The following is a 23,940-nucleotide window of genomic DNA, read 5'->3' on the forward strand; positions in this document are numbered from 1 at the left end:
ACTTGCCCGCGAAAGCGGTGGGTCTTCAACATCAATGTTTGCTGGGCCGACGCCATCGGGAGCAAGCCCCCTCCCACATTTTTTACAGCGCTCGGCAGACCATTTCGGTCGGCTCTCAGGCCGCCGCGCTTTTGATCTTGATCTTGATCTTAGGCACACCGAGCCTGGGCGAGGTGCCGAGTGTTGGGGCAAGAGCGTTTTGCTTACTTTTGCGCTTTTCAAAAGTGAGCCGCCGTAAGGGCGGAACCCTAAGTCGTCGTTACCGCAGAAACGGATAGGTGCACCGAAAAGTCGCACCGCTCATTGCTTCGAGCATCACACTGGCTTAACTGTGGCGAGCAGGCTTGTCCTGCGTTGGGCTGCGCAGCAGCCGCAAAACCAGACGCTGAGCCGTATCAGGTACACCGCGTTTTGCTTGATTGGGGGCGCTTCGCACCCCAACGCGGGGCAAGCCCGCTCGCCACAACACGCCCGCTCGCCACGACGAGCTACCTGGCCACAACGAGCCCGGCTGCCAAAGCGTGCCCGTTCACGATGGACCTCCTCGGTCAACGTTCACGCTGAATAAAAGAACAGCTTCTTCGCCATCTCCCGCGAGACGTCGCTGCGCCAGACCCGTCCCACGACCTGGTTGTTCCGGGCTTGCTGCAGTTGCGCCTTGAATCCCAGATAACGCTGCTCCGCGCGTTTCAGATGCCCGGCGGTGTAGGCCAGGTCAGCGTCGGTTCCCCTGGCGTAGTGAAAGTGTGCATACCACAGCACCTTGTTGGAGGCTTTGTCGCGGATCGCATATTCCGTGAGAAAGTCCTGGGCCTGGGTCGCTGTGCGGGCGTTGACCCGTTGAATATCCACCTGATTGTCGCGCCACAGCGTAAATACCTTGTCGGACGTCGGCGCCTGGCGCTTGTAGGCGTTGTTTCGGTAGCGCTTGCCGGTGTCGCGCAGGTCCAGGGCTTCGGCGCGAAAGCCCTCGATGGCCGCCGTGATCGGCCCGGTGGCCGGCTTTGCGCGCGCAAGCTCGTTGCTGATGGACTCCAGCTCATCGGCCAGTTGTTCGAGCAGTGTGAACCATTCCTGCGGGTTCTTCTCATCGCGTAACGTCGCGTCATCCAACTGGCGCATTTCACGCTGAATCAGGCGCTCCCGATTTACCCGCTCCTGTTTGAGGCGGTTGCCAGCCTTGATCGCCGCACTTGCCGAGCGCCCGGCAGGCGGTCGTGTCGGTAGCCGAGCCGGTGGCGCCGCCTGGACTATTTCGACGTAATTGCCTTCCTCTGGATGTGCATGAAAGGTGCTGCTGACGGTGCCCGTTTGCGGGTCATGCAGGTCGATAAGCGCGTCGCTCGCTTGTGTGCGGGCATCACCGACCAGCGTGCCATGGTTGCGGGTTTTGAACACCCGCCTGTTGGCAGGCTTGTTTTTGAGTGGCAGCGCCCTGGGCAGCGGTACCTGGGTTTTTTCGAGGGTGTGAATGGCGGTGGCCAGGTCTTGCTCGGCGATGCTGCGCGCCTGTGCAAGGCTTGCCAGAAACATCTCCGGATAGGGTTGACGCACAGTGCTCGACCCCAACTCGTGCAGCGAGCGCATGGCGTAGGCCTGACTTTCGTAGTGCGTGATGACGTTTTCGTAGACTGAAATCTGTTCCTGCAGGGTAAAGCCGCGCACGATGCGCATTTGTAGATGAGAGATCAGCGCCGAGTAAAAGCGCGTGCCGTTCAGATGCTGGAGGAAAAACCCCTCGCTGTGATCGGGCGCCGGGCCACTGCGGTCGATAGCCAGCTCCACTTCGGTGCTCAGTAACTTGATCCTGTAGTTGGCGGCGTAGAACAACTCCGGCACGGTGATTTGCGCGTGCAGCTTGTCGCTCTGCGCGCTGCCCGCCGGCGAGAGTCGGGCCATTTCGTCCCACAGGGTTTCTATGCGCTCCGTGCATTCGATCAGCGCCTGGCTGTGCGCTTGCTCGCGTTGCTTTTGCGCGATAAATGTCTCGTAAACGCTGTTCTGTTCACGTGCCAATGCTTCAAGAGACCGTGAGGCAAGCGCGTCTACGTGCTCACCTTCAGCGGTAATCGCCACGTCCCTGAGATGGTCCTGCAACAGGTCGCGCACGGCACAATGTATCCGCGACAGCGTGTTCATCGCGCTTAATTGCTGCTCTTCATACAGGGGCGCTGCGTCCACCGCGCGAATCTGGTTAAAGCTGTCGAGCAACTGCCGTTGCAAGGGCACCAGTGCGTCCACGTTGCGCTGCATGAGGCGTAACGCCACTTCAAAAGCGACCTGGGTTGCGCGGGTTTTTTCCTGCCAGAACTGCTGCAGTTGCAGGTCATGCGTCTTCGGGGACGCAGACGTCTGGACCGTGTTCCACGCGTTTATCAGCGCTGCACGGTTTGACTCAAACGCGGCGCGGGTGTGCCGGGCCTTGTTGAACGCTTGCTCGTGGACGGCGCAGAGTTGATCCATCTGGTTGCCGATATCGGCCTTGCGGGCCAACAGTGGCGCCGTTCGGTCCTCCAGCGCCTGCCGGTAGGCGGCAATCCGTTTTTTCGGGCCACCCCCCGTCAGTTTCAGGCCACGATCCAGCGTCCAGTGCCCTTGGCCGTCGGTGCGCAATTTGATGCCGGGATGATCCGGTTTTAGCGGATGCACGACGAACACATCGCCGAAGCCCGGCACGATCTTTACCTGGAACAGCCGGCCAGCGACCGTGGCATGCCATTTTCCCGCGATCCTGAACAAGCCTTTGAAGGCACCGGTATCCACCGGAGCCAGGTGCTCTTTGGGCCATTCGACGCGCACGGCGGTGAGCTGTTCAAGCAGGCGCGCGGCAGAGGCATCCCGCGCCACTGACGTGTCGAAGTCCAGCAAGGTGTGACCGCTTCCCGGGGGCTCGGACGGCAGCGCAATCGGGCCTGGATCAATTACCAGCGTGGTGTCCGGCGGTCGACCCGATGCCCGGCGGATCGGGTCCAGCGCCAGCCCGTAGCGCGGTGAATCGGACCCTCGCGCAACGTCGACCGCCGTACCGGCATGCAGCAGCACCAGGGCGATGTTCAGTAAAAGATCAACAACGGCCTGCTCGCGGGTGATGGCGTCCGTGCTATCAAGGCCGGGAATGTCATGCATCAGACTGCTGCTCAATGACGCCATCCAGCCCACCAGCATGACCGGCGCACTCAGCGGCAGCCCCAACAGGATGTTGAACAATAGCCAGCCGCCCTCCAGCACAATCGCCCAGCGGCTTTGAGCATTGGACACCGCTTCGCGCTCGGCCAGGTCCACCAGCGCCCGGGCGTTGCGGCCAAACAGATGCTGCATCAGCTCGCCGCCTTGCAGCGACTGGATAAGTTCTTCATCGGTCGCATCAGCCGCCAGCGTCGCGGGCCTGGGTCTGTCAGGTACGTCAAACGGGTCCAGGGCGGAGAAGTGCACGATGTGCGGTTCCTGCAAACCGCCGTGCGCATAGATCGGTCGTGCATGCTCAGGCAGCCACGCCAACACGCTTTCCTGCAGGTCGCCGGGTGCGGCGATGGCCGCCAGCATTGCTGAACGATCCGCGAACTGCCGCAGGGACTGCTCATACAAAGGCCTGTACAGAATATGCGGGCCCTTGCGGTTGTCGGTGCGTTCGATGACGAACATGGTGTCGACCTGATCGGGGGTGGCGCCGTCTTTTCTGCGCAATGCCAGCGGGCGTATCACGACCGCGTCGTCACCCACGATCTGTTGCACCGCGCTGGGCTGTACCAGGGCCGCGATGAATTGGTAGCCCACAAGGGTAAAACCTTGCTCGCCCTTGACCGCCAGTTCCAGCGCCGTCAACGCTAGCATCACCCTCAACGCTTCGCCAAACAGGCGCTGGCGTTCAACGGCCTCGGCAGAGGGAACCAACAAATGCTCTTTGAGCAAAAGCGGGTAGTGTTTGCCAATGTCCACGCGGCTGATCAGGTCCAGCAGATAGTCGGGTGTTGTCCAGGCCTGAATCAGTTGCCCGCCAGTGTGCCGAAGGGTCATTGTGCCCTTGGGTTTGCCGGACAGATTCTTCAATGCCAGGTCGGTCAGACTCATCGTCTGGCGCTCGATATAACCGCCGCCCAATGTGCCGACCGCCACCGCGAAGGTCAGCTCCAGCTCATCGGGTTGATAGCCCGGCGCCTGGGGCTGGTCCAGCCGCATTTGCCGGTGCAGCTGTTTTGCCGCGTACACCCGCAGGTTATCGATGCCATCGGACCACGATTTACCCTGGCTGGCCTGGCGGTTCCTGGCCAGTTCCAGGCTGTGCCTGCGGTACGCCAATTGCGCGGCGGGCTTGGCACTGCTCAACCAGCCAGGCAGCGCCGCGTGCACACGCCGCAAGAATTGAGGATCGGCACTGTGTGCGCCACTTAACCAGGCGGCCGGATCGGTGACGCGCACGAACAGCGCGGCGAGTTCGGCTTTGCTGGTGCGCGTCGGCAACTGGATGGCGGCCAGATCCTCCAGCTGTAGATTCAACAGCAGTGCCGCTTGGGTGTCGAAAAAATTGCCGGAAGGTTCATAGCGTTTGAGTTTTATAGCGTCGGCTTCGAACTGCAGGCTCAACTCGCGTTGCCAGGCCTGGACGAATGCGTCCATCGACGGGTAAGTCGCGATCACGCCTGACAACCGGCAATGCAACACCCGTTGATCGAGCGTCACCAACAAATCAGGCGACAGCAATGTGCTGGACAGTGCGCCCCTGGACACCCGCGATTCGAGCACGTACACGCGCGCCGGGCTGAACGCCTCAAGGCCCAGGCGATCAGGATGATTGGCCATCTGCGTGAGGGTTTCAGCCAGCGTCGGGTCGACGGCGGCGTGGCTGATCGCGGCGACCCGCAGCGCCTCGGCAAGCCGGTCGCCCAACCATTCCCAGCGGCTGCCGCCGGCGGTACTGGCGCCATTCCAGTAGCGGGCCAACGCCTCCTGAAAGCCGATGGCGATAATCCCGGGCAGTTGCCGAACCACTCCTGCCAGCATGGTCATGTCTGGCCCGGTCGCAGCGTGCGAGTCACCGACCTGGGCGAAGGTGACCTTGCGCCGGGTGATGTCCACCAGGTGCGGCACACGGTCTGCGGTGCCGGTGTAAAAGTCCGGCGGATCACCGCCGGCCAGGTAATCGAGCACCACCTCCACCAGCCGGGTCAGGTCATAACCGCCTGCCTGATTCGGGAAGGCGACATACGCCGCTTCGGCGGGGATATTGAGCGGTGCGGTTTTTTCAATGATCAGTTGATCCAGCAACTGTGCAATGACTGAGCGCAGCGTGGGGCGAGCACGAAACTGCGCTTGCACGGCCTGGCGCAGTGCTTGTGCGCCAGTGGAGGACTCAGGGAGCGTCATGGGTAGTCCTTTACGTGTTCAGCCTGCAGTAGACGGGGCAATGCTCAGGAACAACCGGTCAGTTGGCGGCTCGATCAGCACATAGAGAATCTTGCCCAGCGGCTCGGCGCCGGCCTCCTGCTGAGCGCGCAGCCGGGCTTGCACATGCTGCTTGAGCAGATCCTTTTGCGTGAATTTGCGTTGCTCGGGCAGCTTCAGATGGGCGCGGGTATAAGCCGCGGGCGCAGCCTCGGCTGATGTGTAGTGAAAGTGCGCGTACCACAACACCACCGCAGGCTTGCGGGCTTTGTCGTACACCGCGTATTCGGTAAAGAAGTCTCCGCTCAAGGTGGGACGCAGCGGGTCTGCCTGGCTGGTCAGGTTGATATCGATTTCTTTATGGCGCCACAGGTAATCGATACCTTCCAGGGTTGGCCATTGCTGTTTGTAGGCGTCGCTGGTGACGCGCTGCGCCTTTCGAGTCATGTCACGGGCGTTCGCCCTGAAGTCATCGATCAAATCCTGTGCCGTCGGGCTGGCGAGGTGTTCGCGTGCGATCTCGTCAGCAAGTGCGTCAAGCCTGCTCGCTTGTCCGCCGAGCAGCGCATCCCAGTCCGCCGGGTTGACGTCTTGTCGGGTCAGCGGCGATTGCAGTTTCTGCTGCTGGGTAGCGATGACGCGCTCAAGCGCCGGCCGTTCCCGGATCAGCTGCAAACCCTGGTTTTTCAGGGTGGTCAGCGACTGCGCCTTCGGCGCCGGTTCAGGCGCCGGCGGCGTGTCCTGGCTGGACTGCGCCCAGCCGTCCGCCTGTTGGTCGTACCTTGCAATGGCTTCGCCTGTCATCGTGTCGGTGATGACAATGTGTGTGGTATCGGTCGTCGCGCCTGCTGGCTGCAGTTCTCCGACGTAGTAGTGGTGCTTGCGGGTTTTGAATACCCGTTTTGTCGAGGCCTTGGGGCGCAGGTTGGTCGCAGTGGGGGTCTGGGTGTCCAGTTCTTCCTGTCGGCGTACCACCGTTTCCAGCTCGGTTTCGGCCAGCCGACGAGCACTGTCCAATTGCTTGAACAGACGTTCCGACACAGGATGCAGGCGACCCGGGTTGATCGTCTTGAGTACTTGTGCGGCATGTTCATAGCGCCGGTACATGACCAGTACCGTGTCGTATACCTGGCGTTGTTCTGCCAGGGCATAGCCTGAACTGCTACGCACCTCGACATGGGACAGCACAGCTTTGGTCAACTCCATGTACGCCAGGTGTTCGACGTACAGCGCTTCTTGTGGCGTGCGTATCAGTCCGGGCTCGAATGGTTCCACCAGTATCCACGACAACGGGATCAGCGAATTGAGCTTCAGGCTCTCAGAGGAGAAGTGCTGGGGATGCTTGATCCCGGCCAGCAGCGATTCCCGTATCGCACGGCCCGCGACGGAGTCTTTTTCAAGTTGATCCAGGGTGTTTTCCATGGCTTCGGAAAGCGTTGCCATGCGTTGCCACATGTCGGCCAGTTCAATCGCTCTGGTGACATGCTCGTTATAGGCAGTTGGGTTTCCTATCCATTTTTCCGGGAGCATGCGCAAAACCAGGTGTGACATCGGCTCTCCACTGCCGGTGAAACGCAGCGTATCGGCCCAGCCCCTCAGGTACGTGTGAATGGAAAACTGATCACCCCAAAGGGTGTGCAGTGTTTTGGCCCGGTCCCGGACGTGAACCCCGGCGCCCCCATACTTTTCCAGAGACCGACCCACTTCAACCAGCTCCAGACGCAGCGGCAGCACCTGGTCATAGCGTTTTTGCAGCGGTTCCAGCAGCGCTTCGTACTGGTTGCGCAGCCTGGCGTAACCCTGCACCTCAAGTTGATGCCTTTGCAGCAGCGCGGGTTTTTGTGCGACGTCGGCGTGCTGAAGCAGCTTCCATACCGTTTTGAGCGTATTGCCCTGTTTGATCAAGTTCTCGTAGGCCGTCTGCATCCGCATCATTGATGCATTGAGCTCATTTATTTGCGGGGTGATTTCCAGGCCAAGGGACTCCATTTGCGCGACCATTTCACGAGTCTTGCGCTGGTTTTCCTCGCGCAACTGCGCAATACGTTTGGGGCCACCGCCCAGCAGCTTCAAGCCGCGATCCAGGGTCCAGTGGCCCTTGCTATCGGTTCTTAGCTTGATGCCCGGATGGGCGGGTTTTTCGGGGTGAACAATAAATACCTCACTGAACCCTGGAACGATCTTGACCCGGAACAACAACCCGCCAACCGACGCATGCCAAACGCTATCGATTTTGTACAGACCCTTGAGCGCGCCGATTTCGATGGGAGCGGGAACAGGGTCGGGCCAGGCCACTTTGTAGTTCAGCAGTTTTTCCAGCAGCCGCGCGGATGCGCCGTCGCCGGCCACTGAATGATCGAAGTTGACCCGCGTGCGACCGCCACCCGGCGGTTCGGAGGGCAGGCCGACCGCTCCGCGCTTGATCACGGGCAGTGTTTTTGCCGGCGGGCCCGCCGCGCGCCGCAGTGGCAGTCGGGCGACGGCCGACTGATCAATAGGCGGCCGCTGCGTTGCGGGTGGAGCCGAGGCTTGATGCACCAGCACCATGGCCGTGTTGAGCAGCAAATCGATCCATGCCAGTTCCCGCGCAATTGGGTCGTCGCTGACCAGCGCCGGCAAGTCCTGGGCAAGGCTCTGGACCAGTTGCATAAACCAGCCCACCACCGCCGCCGGTCCGCGCACCAGCATCAATAAGGTATTAAAGCCCAGTTGCGCGCCTTCCAGAATCAGTGCCCAGCGGCTTTCGACATTGGAGGTCGACTCGCGCTCGGCCTGTTCCAGCAGTTGGCGCGCCTCGCTGGTAAACAGGTACTCCATGAGCTGGCCATTGGTCAGCGACTGCATGAGTTCGTCGTTGCTCTCATCATCGCTCAACGCCAGTATCGCCGGTGCGGGCACGGCGGGCAGCGGATCGAACGCCGAACCAATGCCACCGATCCGCACGTAATGCGGCTCGTTGAATCCGCCGTTGCTGTAAATAAGACGGGCGCTGTCACCCAGCCACGCGAGGACACTGTCCTGCAGCTCGCCCGGCTTGACGATGGCCGCAAGCAATTGCTCGCGGCTGCTGAATTGCAACAGCGACTCACGATAGCTGGGGCGGTACAGCAAATGTGGGCCGGCCTGGCCATCACGCGGCTCGATGATGAACATGTGCTGCACCCCATCCGCCTTGGCTCCGGGCTTGCGTTGAAAGGCCAGCGGGCGCATGACGATGTCGCGGTTATCCACGCAGCGCTCGGCGCGGCTGGCAGCGACCACGGCGGTCACATACTTGACGCCCATCCAGGTAAGGCCCGCTTCGTTCTTTATGGCGTGCTCCAGCGCCTGGCTCGTCAGTTCAAGCGGACGTTGGGCAATGAACCGGCGTTTGCGTTGCTGCGCCTCATCGGTGTCGCCGAGCAATTGGCGACGAACGTAGTTGGGGTAGTTCAGACCGATATCCACCCGTTGTACCAATTGCTCGATGTAATCGGGCGTCAGCCACGCTTCAAGGGCTTGTCCGGTCGTGTCACGCAGGGTCATGGAACCGCGCGGTTTGCCCGACAGGTTTTTCAGGGCCAGGTCCACCAGGCTCATGCGCACCGTTTCGAGGTAGCCCCCGCTGAGCGTGCCGTACGGTACGGCAAAGGTCAGTTCCAGGTGGTCGGCGCTGTAGGTGGCGGTGTCGGTTTCACAGGTGCGCTGGTTGGTCAGCCAGGCATTGCGTTCCAGGCACAGCTGGTTGTCCAGATGGCGACGAGCATAGGAACGGATATCGTCCAGACCCGTCAGCCAGGTTTTACCGTCTTCCAGCCGCCTGACGCTGGCTTGTTCGAGCAGGCAGCGACGATAGGCCAAACGCAGGTCGGGCGAGGCCTGCCGCAACCAGTCGGGGAGGGCGGCCTCGACCGACAGCAGGGTCTGGCTCGGCGCGGTGGATACGTCGCCCAGCCGCGCGGCGGGGTCGGTCAGCGATTCGAACTGCGCTTGCAGGCGATCAGCCGAGGTAGCGCTCGTCAGGTCCAGGGCCGCAATGTCATCGAGCTGGGCATCGAGCACCAGTGCAGCCTGCACTTCGAAGATATTGCCGTCCGGTTCATAGAGTTGCCAGGTGAGGCTGTCGGCGGTGAACTGTTCTGCAATGCGCCGCCCCCAGGCTTCGCCAAAGGCATCCAGGCTGGGGTAGGCTTCGATGCGGCCCGACAGGCTGCAGAGCCACGCCTGTTTACCATCGACCAATACCAGGTCGCTCGATTGCAACGTGACCTGGATGTCGCCTTGAACCAGGCGGGTTTCCACGCTGTAGGCATGCAGCGAAGATTCTGGCCCGGCGCGCTGGCTGCGGGTTTCGCGCGCAGGGTAGTCGGCCAGGTGAATGAGTCGTTGCAACGCAGAGACATCGCCGCTCAATTGGCGGATGGCTGCAGCGCGCAGTTGGCCCTGCAAAATACCGGCAAACCACTGCCAGCGGCTGCCCGCGGCGTCGCTGGGCATGTTCCAGTAGGCGGTCAGCGCGTCTTGAAAGCCCACCTGCACGATAAACGGCAGTTCGCGGATGATCGCTTCCACCACCGCCAGGTCGTAGCTGTGCGTGCCGTTTTGTTCGAAGACCAGCCGCGTGCCGCCGGCGTCGCTCAGGTAAGCGTCGAGCCCGTCGCGAGCAGTGAGGTCAGGGAAAATGCCGCTGGCGAGGTAGTCAAGCGCGACCTCAAGCAGTGGCTGCAAACTGCGTCCACCGCCTTCACGGGGCAGCGCGAGGCGCAATCGGGCAACGGGCAGCGTCAGCGGCGGGTATTTTTCCACAAGGTGGTCGGCGAGCATCTGCGCGACCACCGAGCGCAACGTCGGTCGTGTGCCGAACTGCGCGTGGACGGCACGCTTGATCAAGTTGTCGGTCATGGGTATTCCTTTACGAAAGAGAAGGGGATCCCTTTACGTTACGGCTCGCAATGCCGCGCGGGCGTTAGCCGGTTACCGCCACCCTCTGATGCGCCAACTCGCCTATCATGTGCACTTTCTCTTTGCCGATGACCGACTCGTAATGACTGCCGACAACCTCACCACCGTCCTTGCCACCGCCGACATGCTTGAAATTGACGGGCTGCACGCCTTCGACTTTGCGCTGTCCAAGGAACACCTGCTGATCACCGCCATGGACGGCCGCGCAGAAAAGCGCTGGACCTTCAGCCTTCAGCAGGTGGAAAACGCCACGTTTGATAACACCCTGCAAAGCTGGACCCTCTGCGGTGACTCGGGCGAGCATCGCCTGATCTGCATGAGTGCTATCACCGGCAACAATAACGATGAGGACGACGAGCATGATGATGCGTAAATTCTGGCCGCTGCTGATGGCGGGCAGTGTCGGTGCGATGTCGGTGCAGGCTGCACCGGCCGACACCCATGACCTGCTGGTGGGCAGCTACACCGCTGGCAGCAGCGAAGGAATCTACCGCCTGCAGTTCGACAGCCGTACCGGCCAGTTCAACGGCAAGCCGGTGCTGGCGGCCAAGGCGGCCAATCCGTCCTGGCTGACCCTTTCCAAAGACCAGAAGCGTCTCTACGTGGTCAACGAAAATGGCCCGGGCCAGCAGGATGCGGTCGGACGCGTCAGCGGCTACAGCATCGACCCGCAGAACCATCAGCTCAGCCTGATCAATCAGGTGCAGAGCCTGGGCAATGAGCCGACCCATTCCAGCATTGCGGCTGACGGGCGCTATCTGTTCGTTGCCAACTACTCGGTACTGGAAGACCCGGGCGGCAGCCTGGCGATTCTGCCGCTGGACGCCAGTGGCAAACTGTCGGCACCGGTGCAGATGAGCGGGCACCCCGCCAGTGGCGTAAACCCTGAGCGCCAGGCGTCCAACCATGTGCACTCGGTGGTGTCATCGCCCGATGGCAACTACGTGTTCGTGCAGGACTTGGGTGCCGACAAGATGTTTGTCTACCGTTACGACCCCAAGGCCAACCACGAACAGCCCTTGACCCCGGCCAGGCCGGCGTCGGTGCAACTCCCGGCCGGCAGCGGTCCGCGTCATCTGCTGTTCAGCGCCGACGGCAAGCATGCCTGGCTGACCACCGAGATGAGCGCCCAGATTGCGGTGTTCGATTATCAGGACGGCCAGCTCACCCAGACCCAACTGGTGGATTACGCCACCGGCCAGCCGGTGACCGACAAGGCCGGTGCGGCGTTGCATGCCTCAAGTGACGGCAAGTTCCTGTACGTGAGCAATCGCGGTACGGCCAATCAACTGCTGGTGTTCAGCATCGACCCGGCGACGGCGCACCTCAAGCAGATTCAAAAACGCTCCGTCGAGGGCGACCACCCGCGTGAATTCAGCCTGGACCCGAGCGGCAAGTTCGTGCTGATCGCCAACCAGAAGAGCAATGAAATCGTGGTGATCGAACGCGACCCGAAGACCGGCCTGCTGGGTAAAACCGTGCAGAAACTGCCTATTGATGCGCCCAGCGACCTCAAGTTTCTGCTGCGTCAATAAGCCACAGGCCCCGCAACGCGGGGCCTGAGCTTGTCTATTAATTCTGTTAATAGCGGCTACTGTTTCAAAGCATTTCTAAGGTTCAACCCTCGGGCGTACGTTGAGTCCCAAGGCCTTCCCCGGCCACTCAACCAAACGAACACGAGGGTTACCGCCATGAACTTGAACCTCTTCTCCATCATCGCCGCTTCTGCTGTTTCCGCCACTGTTGCCTTGCCAGCGGCCGCCAGCGTGGAAGTCACCGACAAAAAATCCGGCACCAGCGCCTACACCCAGAAGTACCTGCAACAAAGCGCCAACTTCTATGCCGCCCTGGATCACAAGACCCTGCGATAAGCTTGAACTGAACTCCCACATTTGACGGTGTTGAACTCAGGGTTTGGCCATTACCGCTACAAACAGCGGCGACTCCAGAAAGCGCTGCAGCCAGGTTTGTAATCGGACATAGGGCGTACTGGCGAACCACTCGCGATCCACATGGGCAAACTGGCGCACGAACGGCGCCAGTGCCACATCTGCCAGGCTCAAATGATCGGCCAACAAGCAGCTATGCCCCGCCAGTAAATTTTCCAGCTTCTGCAGGAACACCTCACCCTCGGCCCGATAATGTTCCATCGGATGCTCCGGGTAGCGCTCGGCATACTTGTACCGATCCAACTGATATTTAAAGCCCTGGTCATTCTCGGCGATCAACGCCAGCGCGGCCGGGTCATCCTGCAGTAACCAGTCATCCGGGTCGTGCTGCGCCAGGGCCCATTGCATGATCGCCAGGCTTTCATCGATCACTTGGCCGCCCACGCTCAATACTGGCACCGTGCCCTTGGGCGACAGCGCCAGCATGTCGGCCGGCTTGGCCTTGAGGCTCACCTCGACGATGCGCACCGCCACGCCTGAATAACGCAAGGCCAGACGTGCGCGCATCGCATAAGGACAACGCCGGAACGAATACAACAGCGCCTCGCTCACTGGACCTCCAGCGTACTCAAGCCGTTGCCCTGACGCTTGACCTGGATCTGCACCGGGATGCGCTCGTGCATCTCCTGCACGTGGGAGATCACCGCCACCTTGCGGCCCTGGGCCTGCAAGCCATCCAGGGCATCCATCGCCAATTGCAGCGACTCGGGGTCCAGGCTGCCGAAGCCTTCGTCGATAAACAGCGACTCGATCTTCAGGGTGCTCGACGCCATGGACGCCAGCCCCAGGGCCAGGGCCAGCGACACCAGGAACGTCTCGCCGCCGGACAACGAATGCACCGAGCGCAGTTCGTCGCCCATTTCCGTGTCCATCACCAGCAAGCCAAGCATGCTGCCGCCGCGCTTGAGGCGGTAGCGGCGCACCAATTGGCGCAACTGCACGTTGGCATGGTGCACCAATAGGTCGAGGTTGTAGGCCTGGGCGATCTTGCGGAAGGTGTCGCCGGTGGCCGAGCCGATCAGCGCATTCAGGCGTGCCCAGCGCTGCCACTCTTCATAGGCCCGGGCAATTTGCGCGGCCAGTGCGCTGTTGGCCTCCTGACGGCGCTGGTCTTCCGATTGACGTGCGCGCAGCTCGGCGCACTGTTTTTCGGCCTCGGCGATGTGCTGATTGAGGGCGGCGAGGCTGTTGTCCAACTGTTCTGCTTCGAGGTTGCCGTTGTGCAGGGCCTGGTGTTCGGCCAGGCGCTGTTCGCGCTCAAGCAGCAACACCCTGGCTTGCTCGAGGGCTTTTTCGCTGGTCTGCACCTGCTGACGCAGTTCACTCAGTTGGGCATCATCGAACGCCAGCAAACGCGTGAGGTGCGTGTCATCCAGCTCGGGATGCCGTGCGCGCCACTCGCTCAAGCGCGTGTCGAGCGCCTGTTGTTCGCTGTGCAGCGCCGACTGACGCTCCTGGCGGGCCTTGAGGTCGGCCGCCAGTTGGATCAGTTCGTCGTGAATAGCCTGCAACTGTTGACTGGCCTCGGCTTCGCTCTGGCGCGATTGCACCACTGCCTGTTCCAGTTGCTGTTGCCAGTGTTCGGCACTGGTGTAGTCGCCCAGCAAAGTACCGAGTTTTTCCTGAGCGGCCTGTTGCTGCGTCGCCAGCTCGTTGAATTGCTGGTTAAGCGCGTCGAGCTGTTGCTCACGGTGTTGCTGATGGGTGTGCTCTTTTTCGATGGCCTGCTGACGCGCTTGTTGTTCGGCCAGTTCGTCGCGTTGGTGGCCCAGTTGCTCAAGCCGCTGGCTGACGTGCTGGTCGAGCAGCATGAAGGTTGCCGCTGGATCGCTGCGCAAACCGTCGAGGGTTTCGGCGGGCAACAGGTTGGCGAAGGCGTGCAGCTCTTCGTCAAGGCGTTCGCGGTCGTTGGCCAGTTCGCGTTGCTGGTCGAGCATCAGTTGGCGCGCTTGCTGGCTCGCTTGCTGGGCGCTGTTCAACTGCTGTTGCAGGCGCCCGGCATTCTGTTGCAGGTTGAGCAGTGCGGCCTGGCGCTGTTCGTCCTGGCCGATGCTCTGAGTCAGCTGGTTGAGCTGCTGGCCCAGCCAGGCGCTGCGTTTGGCCGCTTCCTGATTGAACAGCGAAGCCGACAAAGGGTGCGCTTCAAGGCTCGGCTTGAGCGCAGTGTGCTGGGCGGCCAGGTGTTCCTGTTGTTGCAAAAACTCTTTCTGCTGGGCGATCAGGCCACCGACTTCACCGCGCAGTTCGGTGAGCTTTTCCTTGAGCGTGTCGACGACCTTCTGCGCCGTGGCCTCTTCGGTTTCATCGTGACGGCCCAGGCTGTGCAGCAACGCTTCGGGCTGGTGATACGGGTGTTCAGGGCTGCCGCACACGGGGCAGGGCTGGTCATCCTGTAACTGTTCACGCAACTCCTCGACGCTGGCACTGCGCGCCAGGCGTTGGCGCTCCAGCAGTTGCCGGGTCACGGTGAGGGTCTGTTCGGCCACCGCCAGTTCGGCCTTGGCTTGCAGGCCGGCCTGGTTCAGATGCTCGCGTTGTTGCGCAGCGTCGGCGAGCTTCTGCGTGAGGGTGGCGGCTTGCTGGTCCAACTGTTGCTGGCTGTCCCACAGGCGCGTCAGCTCTTCGAAGGCGCGCTGCTGCTTGCGATTGTCCTGCAGCAGGCTGGCCAGCAGTTGCACCTGTTCCGCTACCGCGTGGGGTTCGGCACCGGCCTCCTGAAACAGCAGGTCCAACGCTTCGCGCTGCTCGGCGAACGCCTGTGCAGTGGCCGTGGCGCGCTGCTCCAGTTGGGGCAATTCGGCCTGGCCTTTGCTCAGGCGGTTGCCGATCAGCATCAACTGTTGCAGACGGTCGCGGTAGGCGTTCCAGGCGTCGCTCAGCGGGGCGAGGTTGGCGCTGCGCTCAAGCTCTGCGGCCAGGCGCTGCAGGCGCTGTTCGACGTCGGCGTGTTTGTCCTGCATGGCTTTGAGCCGGGCCTGGCCTTCAAGGCAGGCGCTTTGCTGCTGGTGTTTTTCTTCGGTGCGCTTGGCGAGGTCGCGGGTCAGGTGGGCGAGGGTGCTTTGCTCTTCGACGGCCTGGCGCAACAGCGGCGCAGCGTCGGCCTGGTTTTTTACCGCCTGGGCCACAGCGCTTTGCGCGCTGGTTTGTTGCAGCTGTGCCTGCTGCTGGCGGGTCTGCAGCGCGTGTTGCTGTTCAATATACTGCTGAATCTGCGCCGCCAGTGGCGGGAGCAAGGTACTGAGTTCGGCCTGGCGTGCAAAATGGTGTCGTTGCGGCGCCAACTGCTCCAGGTGATTAAGGTCCTGGCGCAGCGGGGCCTGGGCTGCCCAGGCCTGCTCGTCGCGCTGCAGTTGCTGCGCCGCATGTTGATGGCGCTCTTGCCACTCACGCAACTCCTTGAGCCAGGTGTGCTGCAACTCCAGCTGCCTGAGCTGGGCCTGCCGGGTCTTGAGCTGTTGCTGCGCCTCGCTCAGTTGCTGGTCCAGCTCGGCGCGGGCTTCGGCGGCCAGCGGGACAATGCCGGTGGCCTGGTCCTGCAGTTGCCTGTGCACCTCGCGGGCGTCCCGGGTCTTGTCGAAGGCGCGGCGGCCAAGCTGGGTGTACAGCGCGGTATCGGTGAGCTTTTCCAGCAGTTCGCTGCGCTCGTTGTCATTGGCCTTGAGGAAGGCGCTGAACTCGCTTTGGGCCAGCAACACCGCACGGGTGAACTGCTCGAAGTTCAGGCCCAGGGCGAGTTCCAGCTGGGTCTTGTATTCGGTTTTCTGACTGGCCAGCACCTGATCACTGTCCAGGTCGAGCAGGCTTTGCCGACTGTTTTGCAGCTTGCCGCTGGCCTTGTCGCGGGCGCGGTTGGCCTCCCAGCGCGCGCGGTAGCGACGGCCGTTGACGCCGACAAAATCCACCTCGGCATAGCCGCCGCCCGTGCCGCGGCGAATCAGCGTGCGCGGGTCGCCGATGGAAATATCGGTATCGGCGTCGGGCATTTTCGCCTGGCCGGTGTCGCCCAGCCGTGGCACCGCGCCAAACAGCGCCAGGCAAAGCGCATCGAGCAAGGTACTTTTACCGGCACCGGTGGGCCCGGTAATCGCGAACAGCCCGGCGCTGGCCAGGGGCTCGGCAGTGAAGTCGATTTCAAACGGGCCTGCCAGGGAGGCAAGGTTTTTCAGGCGGATGGCGAGGATCTTCATGGTTGCTCACCTTCCTGCTGCACTTCCTGGAGCAACACGGCGAAGTCCTTCAAGGTCTGTTCATCCACTTCACTGCCATAGTTGTCCTGCCAGGCGCGGCTGAACAGCTCCTGGGGCGTGAGCTGGTCGAGTTCGACCAGCCGCGCCTGGTCCGCGTCGTCCTGGCCGCGTGTGCCGGCGTATTCGGCGGCGATGCGCACCAGGCGCACGGCCTTGCCTTGCAGGGCGGTTTCGATTTGCTGGCGCAGGTCCGGTTGCGGTTCGTCCAGGCGCACCCGCACTTCCAGCCAGGGATGGCGCTGGGTCTCGGCGAGCAGGTCGATGTCGGGCAAGTCCGCCAGGGCCTTGAGGATATCGGCCAGGGGGGCAGCTTCCAGGCGTTGCAGGTTGACCGAGCGCGGAATCAGGATCGGTTCGACGCTGACCAGTCTTTCGCCCTGGAACATCACGTCGAGAATCTGGTGTTTGTAGCCGATCTCGGAAAACGACAGTGGAATCGGCGAGCCGCTGTAGCGAATGCGCTCTTCGCCGTTGACCTTTTGCGGTTTGTGCAAATGGCCGAGGGCGACATAGGCGACACTTCTATCGAACAGGCTGGCCGGCATCGCCTCGGCATTGCCGATGATCAGGCTGCGCTCGGAGTCTTCCGACACCGAACCGCCGGCCATGTGTGCATGGCTGATGGCGATCAGCGCCTGGCCTTTTTTGCGCTTGGCGTTCGCCGCGGCGATCAACCATTCATGCACCTGGCCGATGCCGCGCAGGTAGTCGTCGCCCAAGTGGGCGCCAGTGACTTCCGCCGGGCGCAGGAAGGGCAGCGCCAGGCACCAGCCGGTAATCTTGCCTTTGGCATTGGGCAAGGGAATCAGCAGGCGCTCGGCATCCAGTTGGCCGTCATCCAGCCACAGCACCCGGCCCAGCGCATGGGTGCGCAGACGGCGCATCAACGGCGCGGGCAACTCGATGCGCGAGCCGGAGTCATGGTTGCCGGCGATCATCACGATGGTCAGTGCGGGGTTTTGTTCGTGGGCGCTGATGATGAAGTCATACAGCCGCTCCTGGGCCTTGAGCGGTGGGTTGACCGTGTCGAAGATATCGCCGGCGATCAGCAGCACGTCAGGGCTGTGGGCCTTGAGCTGGCCGAGCAGCCACGCCAGGAAACAGGCGTGTTCGAAGTCGCGTTCCTGGCCATGGAGGTTTTGGCCCAGGTGCCAGTCGGAGGTGTGAAACAGACGCAAGGCGAACTCCGTGGAGAAGATGGAAAGGAGGGGAGTTTACCTGCAAAAGCGCGGGCTATGCCTGCAACCGACACAGTTCAAGGGTGGGAGGGGCAAGCCACTCTTATCAAACACAAAATAACGGGCTGCTTTAGAACCGGAAATCTCACCCTCCCTGTGGCGAGCGGGCTTGCCCCGCGTTGGGGTGCGAAGCGCCCCCAATCGAGCAAAACGCGGTGTACCTGATACGGCTCAGCGCCTGGCTTTGGGGCTGCTGCGCAGCCCAACGCAGGACAAGCCTGCTCGCCACAGGGAATCTGCGCTTAACTGAACGGCATTAGGGCAAGCCCGCTCGCCACAGACAAACCCACCCACATGAGTTTTGGGTGTGTCGGTTATTTGGGATAGAGCGGCGGCAAGCTGGTGCTGTCAGTTGTTGGGTCCTGCTCGCGGTCCGCTATCGGAATGGCTTTCACCGCGCGCCACAGGTCTTCGCCCAGCCAATAGTGGCCCCCTTCGCTGTACAGCGCGCCATTCAACCCATCCAGCGCATCCGACAACGGCACGAACCGCGCGGCCATTTCGGCGAGGGTTTCCGGTTGCTGGCGGGCCCAGGCGTCCAGCGCCTGGCGTGTGGCCTGGGGGTCGTTGGCCTGGGTGGCGCGCTTGAGGTCGTCGAGCAGGCTGCGCGGGCTCGGGCCGGTTTGCGCGGCGCGCAACACGGCCGGCTGCGAGCGGGCGCGCCACCACAGGCCGAAACCGAGCAGGGTGGTGCAGGACAGCAGCAGGGTGCTCAACTGCCACAGCCACAGGCGACTGTCGTCCGGTGCAGTGATGATGGTCGGGGTGGCGGGCGTGTCCACCACCAGGCTCGGGTTGTTGGCCACTTGCAGGGTGCGCGCCGGCAGGCTGGTGCGCTCCAGATGGTCTTCGTGGGTGTTCCACCACACCACTTCCACCGGCGGCAGCTCCAGCGCGCCGACCCGGTTGGGCACCAGCGCCTCGCGGTCTTCGCGGCTGCCGACCAGACCGCGGTCGCTGTTCTGGTTGCCCAGCACCGGCTGGTCCGGGTAGCGGCGCAGACCGGCGATGTCGGTGCTGGGCAGGGTCGGCAGTTGCGCGCTGGACAGCCCTTCGGCCTTGACCGTGAGGCTGCGGGTCAGCGAATCGCCGACCTGCACATGCTCAGGCTCCGGATTCCAGCTTTCCGTGAGGGTCAGGCTGCGCGCCGGTAACCAGGGCGTATCCGCCGGGTACAGGGCGGGTTTGGGCTTGACCGTCAGCAGCATGGGCGCGGAGCTGACGTGGATCAGCCTGCCCGGCTTGGTGCCTTGCAGGGTGTTCTCCTGCGCCGGGCGCGACTCCACCAGCGTCGCGCTGAAGGTCTGCGCGGGAATCTCCACCGCGCCGCTGCGCTGCGGGTAAAGGGCATAGCGCGTTTCGATCACGCCATGGCGGATGCTGTTGATGACTTTCTCGTAGGTGCGCGACTCGCCCAGTTGCTCGATGCGCGCGTCCGGGATCTGCAATGGCGTGAGGCTGCTGTCGTCATACAGCGACACCGAGTGGTACACGCGCACGGTCAACAGCACCTGAGCCTGCACGTACGCGGTGTTCTGGTCGAGGCTGGCCTGCACAAACACGGGTGCAAGTTCCGCGCTGGTGTTCTGGCTGGCGGTTTCCATCACTTGCAGGGTGATCGGCTGGGTCGTGTATTCGCCCACCTGCAGCGGCGGGATCACCACCTCGCCGTTCTCCTTGGGCAACAACGTGATGATCCAGCGCGTGGTCGCGTGGTTGTCGCCGCCCAGGGTGGTGAGCTGGTTGATCTGGCGTGTGCCGCTGACTTCGAACTGCGCGTCCAGCGGCGACAGGTCGGGCTTGCCGAACTGGGTGACGTCGCTCGATTCCACCGTCAGTTCAACCGTTTCCCCGGCGTTGAGGCGGCTGCGGTCGACGCTGGCGACCAGGCTCGCCGCCTGGGCGGGGCCTGCCGTCAGCGCGAGCAGAAGCAGAAGGGTGGTGCGGCGGCTCATCGCGTCTTGTCCTGATGCTGTTGCTGTTCGTACCAGAATTTGCGCCGCAGCAGCTCGCCGGGGTTGTCCGGAATCTGCCGCAGCCATTGTTCCAGGGCCTGGCGGTGTTCGCCGTCAAGGCTGGCGTCATTGGCGCTCAGCGGCGGGGTGGTGGTTTGCTCATCGCCCAGCTCGCTGCCCGGTACTTCGTTGCTGCCGGACTTGGCCGGCGTACTCGGCTGGGTGTCACCGGTCTGGCCCTGGCCCTGGGACGATTGCTCGCCGCCAGTGGCACGTTGCCCGCTGTCGCCCGGTTGCGCAGTTTGGCCGGGTTGGGTGGTTTCGTCATCTTCGTTTTTTGCAGGCTCTGGCGGCTCGGGGGGCGCCTGCTGTTGCATCAGGGCTTCGACCAGGGCCTTGTTTTTCAGCGCCGGTTGCAGGTCCGGCTGTGCTTCCAGGGCCTGGTCGTAGGCATCGATCGCCGCTTCCAGCTCGCCGGAGCGGGCCAGGGCGTTGCCTCGGTTGTAGTGGGCGCTGGCGTCAGTGCCCTGGGCAAAACGCTTGATCGCCTCTGCATAGTTGCCAGCCTCATACAGCGCCACGCCTTGCCACTGGGGGTCGGCAAAACGCTCGGCCGCTTCGGCGGGCCGTTGTTTTTGCAGCAACTGCTGGCCTTGCTGGTCGGCGCGCAGCCACAGGTCCTGCAACTCGAAGGCGTAGCTGGGCTGCGGCGCGGCGAGTAGCAGCAGGGGCAGGCAGAACAGCCAGCCGCGGCGACCGGCGCAGGCGGCCAGCAGCAAAAGCGGCAGCAGCAGCCAGTAACCCTGGTCGGCCCAGGTGTCGAGGTGCAGCCATTGTCCGTCGCTGAGCAGGGTTTGCGGTGGGTCGAGCACGCCGAGCTGGCGCAGGTCCTTGTCGTCCAGGCGCGCGGCGCGGTAGCGGCCGCCCATCTCGTTGGCGAAGGCCTTGAGGGTCGGGCTGTCGAGCCGCGGGATCAGGATCGCGCCTTGTTCGTCCTTGAGGAACTCGCCGCTTTCCTGGGTCACCGGCGTGCCTTCGCGGCTGCCGATACCGAGGATCGACAGCGCCGGTGACGCGTTGCCCTGCAGCAACAGCCGGATGCCCTGGCGCTCCTGTTTGGACAGCGACGAGCCGATCAACAGCAGGCGCCCCTGGCCGAGGCCGCCGTGCTTGAGCAGGGCCAGGGCCTTTTCCACGGCGAGGTCGGCGCGATGGCCAGGCTCGGGCATGATCGAGGGGCGCAGGGCTTCGAGCAGGTTGCGGCTGGTGCCGAGGTCGTCCGACAGCGGCACCAGGGTGTGGGCGCTGCCGGCGTACACCACGATGGCGGTTTGCGCATCGCTGCGCGCCTGCAGCAAGTCATACAGCTTGCGCCGCGCCTGTTCGAGACGATTGGGCGGGCTGTCGGTGGCGAGCATTTGCGGGGTCAGCTCCAGCAGCACCACCAACGGGTCGGCAGGCTTCTGGCTGGTTTGTTCCACGCGTTGCCAGCTCGGACCAAGCAAGGCCAGCAAAGCCAGCAGCCACGCCAGGCCCAGCAACACCCACGGCGATTTGCTCTCGCGCCCGTTGCCGCCGCTGAGCAGCACGGCGTGAAATGCAGGCGGCAGGATCATCTGCCAGCGCCCGGCGCGTTTTTGCCGGTGCCACAACTGCCACAGCAGCCAGCCGAGCAGCGGCAGCAGCAACAACCACCAGGGACGGAACCAATGCGGCCACAGATCGATCATCGACGCCTCCGCAAACGCAGGCGTTTGAGGCGCTGGCGCCATTCGGGGCGCTGCGGCAGGAACATCCCCCGGCTCGGCAGTTTGCTCAACAGCCGTTGCAGCGCGTTGTCGGGCCAGCGTTCCTGGATCACTAGCAGCATGCTCAGGATCAGCGCCAACGCCAGCGGCCCGCTGTACAACGCCTGGGCCGGGCGGGCCTGGGTGGGTTGCTGTTCGACCGGTTCAAGGCGGTCGAGGGTTTCCTTCACCTGCTGCAGCTCCTGGCCATCCCGGGCGCGGAAATATTGGCCGCCGGTGGCCTGGGCGATGGCCTTGAGCGCCGGCTCGTCGAGGTCCAGGCTCGGGTTGACGCCGAGAATGCCCAGGGAGCCGGTCTGCTCGGGGTCGGCGCCGATGCCGATGGGGTAGATCTTCACGCCTTCTTCGGCTGCCAGGCGCGCGGCGGTCAGCGGGTCGATCTGGCCGCCATTGTTGGCGCCGTCGGTGACCAGAATCAGCACGCGGCTCTGCGCCGGGCGTTGGCGCAGACGCTTGAGGGCCAGGCCGATGGCGTCGCCGATGGCGGTGTTCTTGCCGGCGATGCCGATGCGCGCTTCGTCCAGCCAGGTGCGCACGGTGCGCCGGTCGAACGTCAGCGGCGCCTGCAAATACGCCTGGCTGCCGAACAGGATCAGCCCGACGCGATCGCCTTCGCGGCCTTGCAGGAAATCGCCGAGCAAATGCTTGACCAGGCTGAGGCGACTGACGTCCTCGTCCTGCCAGTGCATGTCGGGGAAGTCCATGGAGCCGGACACGTCCACCGCCACCAGCAGGTCGCGGCCACTGGCGGCAATCGGCAGCGGTTCGCCGAGCCATTCGGGGCGGGCGGCGGCGGTCAGCAGCAACAGCCACAGCACCACGAACGGCGCTTGCTGGCGCCAGCCGGGCAGGTTGATGCGCGCGCGGCGTCGGGCCAGGCCTTCAAGGTCCTCGAGGTAGCTGACTTTGAGTACCGGCTCGCCGCTGTCGGCGATGGGCAGCAGCAGTCGCATCAACCAGGGCAAAGGTAGCAGGGCGAAGATCCACGGCCAGGCGAACTCAAACATGTTTGCGAATCCACGTGTCGACGGCCTGGGTGAGGCCGGCGATGGCCTTGTCGTCGAGCTTGCATTCGGGCTTGTAGGCGCCTTCTACCAGCACCATCCAGCGCGTGAGGCCGGCGGCCGGGCAGCGGTTATCGAGGAATGCCAGCCATTTGCGGCCGTTGAGGGTGTGGCTCTGGCTGTAGGGGTAATCGTTGCGGCACAGACGCTTGAGCAGGCCGTTGAGCTGTTGCAGCCAGGCACCGGCGGGGGCGCCGTCGTATGGCTTGGGCATCAAGGCCAGTTCGGCGAGGGCGGCGATGCGCAACGGGTCCAACGGTTGCTCGGCGCGGGCTACCGGACGGCGGGCGGGCAGGAAGCGGCGAGCCCACCACAGGCCCCAGCCGAGCAGCGGCACTGCCAGCAGCAACAGCCACCAGCCCGGCGCGGGCGGCCACAGGCCAATGGGCGGCGGGGTGATCAGCGGTTGCAGTTGGTCGAGGCTGCTCATTGTTTTTTGACCGGGCGTTGCGGGTTGAGGTATTCGCGCAGTTGCTCGACCATTTCGCTCTGGGTGCTCAAGGGCATCAGCAGCACCCGCAGTTTCTGCGCGAGTCGTTCCCAGCGGGCCGTGCGCGCTTCGGCCTGGGCCTTGTAGGCCTGACGCAGGTCGAAGTTGAGTGTGTCCAGTTCCAGTTGCGCGCCGCGTTGCGCGAACCTGAGCAGCCCGGCGGCGGGCAGGGCGTGGTCGAGCGGGTCGGAAATCGGCAGCAGCAGCAGGTCGCAATGGCGCGACAGCAGGCTCAGTTGCTGTTCGGCGCCTTCGGTGAGGGCGCGCTCGTCGCAGATCACGATGCCCAGGCTGCCCGGGCGTAACACCTCGCGGCCACGGCGCAGGGCCATGCCCAGGGCGTCGGCTTCCGGAAGGCTGTCGGTATTCAGGCTCTGGTTGACGTGCACCAGCCGATTGAGCAGTTGCAGCAGGCTCTGCTTGCTGCGTCGGGGTTTGATTTCGTAGTGCTCGCGGTCGCCAAACACCAGCCCGCCGACCCGGTCGTTATGCCCCAGCGCGGCCCAGCCGATCAGGCTGGCGGCCTGCGCCGCCAGCACCGACTTGAACATCTGCCCCGAACCGAAAAACAGCCGGCAGCTTTGTTCCACCATGATGAAGATCGGGCGTTCGCGCTCTTCGTGGAACAGCTTGGTGTGCGGTTCCTGGGTGCGCGCGGTGACGCGCCAGTCGATGGTGCGCACGTCGTCGCCGGCTTGGTATACGCGCACCTGATCGAAGTCGACACCGCGCCCGCGCAGCTTGGAGTGGTGCAGGCCGATCATCGGGCTGCGCTGGCCGGGCGTGGAGAACAGCTGCACTTCGCGCACGCGATGACGCATCTCGATCAGCTCGCTGAGCGTGACGCGGATCCCGGCGCTGGTGTTCAT

The 23,940-nt window shown here is 63.3% G+C and carries 13 protein-coding genes; 3 read left to right on the forward strand and 10 right to left on the reverse strand.

Annotated elements, in window-relative coordinates; all coding sequences use genetic code 11:
- Positions 1-555: 555 nt before the first annotated feature.
- Positions 556-5,361, reverse strand: coding sequence for a hypothetical protein (locus tag LUB09_RS22440; RefSeq protein ID WP_231423733.1), 4,806 nt, complete (start codon positions 5,359-5,361; stop codon positions 556-558).
- A gap of 18 nt (positions 5,362-5,379) precedes the next feature.
- Positions 5,380-10,260, reverse strand: coding sequence for a hypothetical protein (locus LUB09_RS22445; RefSeq protein WP_231423734.1), 4,881 nt, complete (start codon positions 10,258-10,260; stop codon positions 5,380-5,382).
- Between the two features lie 142 nt (positions 10,261-10,402).
- Between LUB09_RS22445 and LUB09_RS22450 the strand changes: the two genes are divergently transcribed.
- From LUB09_RS22450 to LUB09_RS22460, 3 genes are all read left to right on the forward strand, one after another.
- Entirely contained in the window at positions 10,403-10,693 is a 291-nt protein-coding gene (locus tag LUB09_RS22450; RefSeq protein WP_231423735.1) for a DUF5629 family protein, read from the forward strand.
- Positions 10,680-11,855, forward strand: coding sequence for a lactonase family protein (locus LUB09_RS22455; RefSeq protein WP_209981598.1), 1,176 nt, complete (start codon positions 10,680-10,682; stop codon positions 11,853-11,855). Before LUB09_RS22450 ends, LUB09_RS22455 begins: the two co-directional genes overlap by 14 nt.
- A gap of 156 nt (positions 11,856-12,011) precedes the next feature.
- Positions 12,012-12,191 carry a hypothetical protein gene (locus LUB09_RS22460; RefSeq protein ID WP_209981600.1) on the forward strand — a complete coding sequence of 60 codons (180 nt, stop codon included), beginning with the start codon at positions 12,012-12,014 and terminating at the stop codon, positions 12,189-12,191.
- Between the two features lie 36 nt (positions 12,192-12,227).
- Here the strand turns inward: LUB09_RS22460 and LUB09_RS22465 are convergent, their stop codons facing one another.
- The 8 genes from LUB09_RS22465 to LUB09_RS22500 all read right to left on the reverse strand — a co-directional run bounded on the left by LUB09_RS22465 (position 12,228) and on the right by LUB09_RS22500 (position 23,940).
- Positions 12,228-12,821, reverse strand: a complete 594-nt coding sequence (locus tag LUB09_RS22465) for a glutathione S-transferase (protein WP_231423736.1) — start codon at positions 12,819-12,821, stop codon at positions 12,228-12,230.
- Positions 12,818-16,456: an AAA family ATPase gene (locus tag LUB09_RS22470; protein ID WP_231423737.1), complete on the reverse strand. Its 3,639-nt coding sequence runs from the start codon at positions 16,454-16,456 to the stop codon at positions 12,818-12,820. The genes LUB09_RS22465 and LUB09_RS22470 overlap by 4 nt, the downstream gene beginning before the upstream one ends.
- Entirely contained in the window at positions 16,453-17,694 is a 1,242-nt protein-coding gene (locus tag LUB09_RS22475; RefSeq protein ID WP_231423738.1) for an exonuclease SbcCD subunit D C-terminal domain-containing protein, read from the reverse strand. The genes LUB09_RS22470 and LUB09_RS22475 overlap by 4 nt, the downstream gene beginning before the upstream one ends.
- 374 nt (positions 17,695-18,068) lie before the next feature.
- Positions 18,069-19,709 carry a BatD family protein gene (locus LUB09_RS22480; RefSeq protein ID WP_209981608.1) on the reverse strand — a complete coding sequence of 547 codons (1,641 nt, stop codon included), beginning with the start codon at positions 19,707-19,709 and terminating at the stop codon, positions 18,069-18,071.
- The gene (locus tag LUB09_RS22485; protein ID WP_231423739.1) at positions 19,706-21,439 is read right to left on the reverse strand and encodes a VWA domain-containing protein; all 1,734 of its coding nucleotides are present in this window, start codon (positions 21,437-21,439) and stop codon (positions 19,706-19,708) included. Before LUB09_RS22485 ends, LUB09_RS22480 begins: the two co-directional genes overlap by 4 nt.
- On the reverse strand, positions 21,436-22,524 hold the full coding sequence (locus LUB09_RS22490; RefSeq protein ID WP_231423740.1) for a vWA domain-containing protein: 1,089 nt from the start codon (positions 22,522-22,524) through the stop codon (positions 21,436-21,438). Before LUB09_RS22490 ends, LUB09_RS22485 begins: the two co-directional genes overlap by 4 nt.
- The gene (locus LUB09_RS22495) at positions 22,517-23,011 is read right to left on the reverse strand and encodes a DUF4381 domain-containing protein (RefSeq protein ID WP_209981615.1); all 495 of its coding nucleotides are present in this window, start codon (positions 23,009-23,011) and stop codon (positions 22,517-22,519) included. The genes LUB09_RS22490 and LUB09_RS22495 overlap by 8 nt, the downstream gene beginning before the upstream one ends.
- Positions 23,008-23,940, reverse strand: a complete 933-nt coding sequence (locus tag LUB09_RS22500) for a DUF58 domain-containing protein (RefSeq protein WP_209981617.1) — start codon at positions 23,938-23,940, stop codon at positions 23,008-23,010. The genes LUB09_RS22495 and LUB09_RS22500 overlap by 4 nt, the downstream gene beginning before the upstream one ends.

Origin of the sequence: Pseudomonas sp. Leaf59 (assembly GCF_920984685.1) — a bacterium.
Taxonomy (GTDB): Bacteria; Pseudomonadota; Gammaproteobacteria; order Pseudomonadales; family Pseudomonadaceae; genus Aquipseudomonas.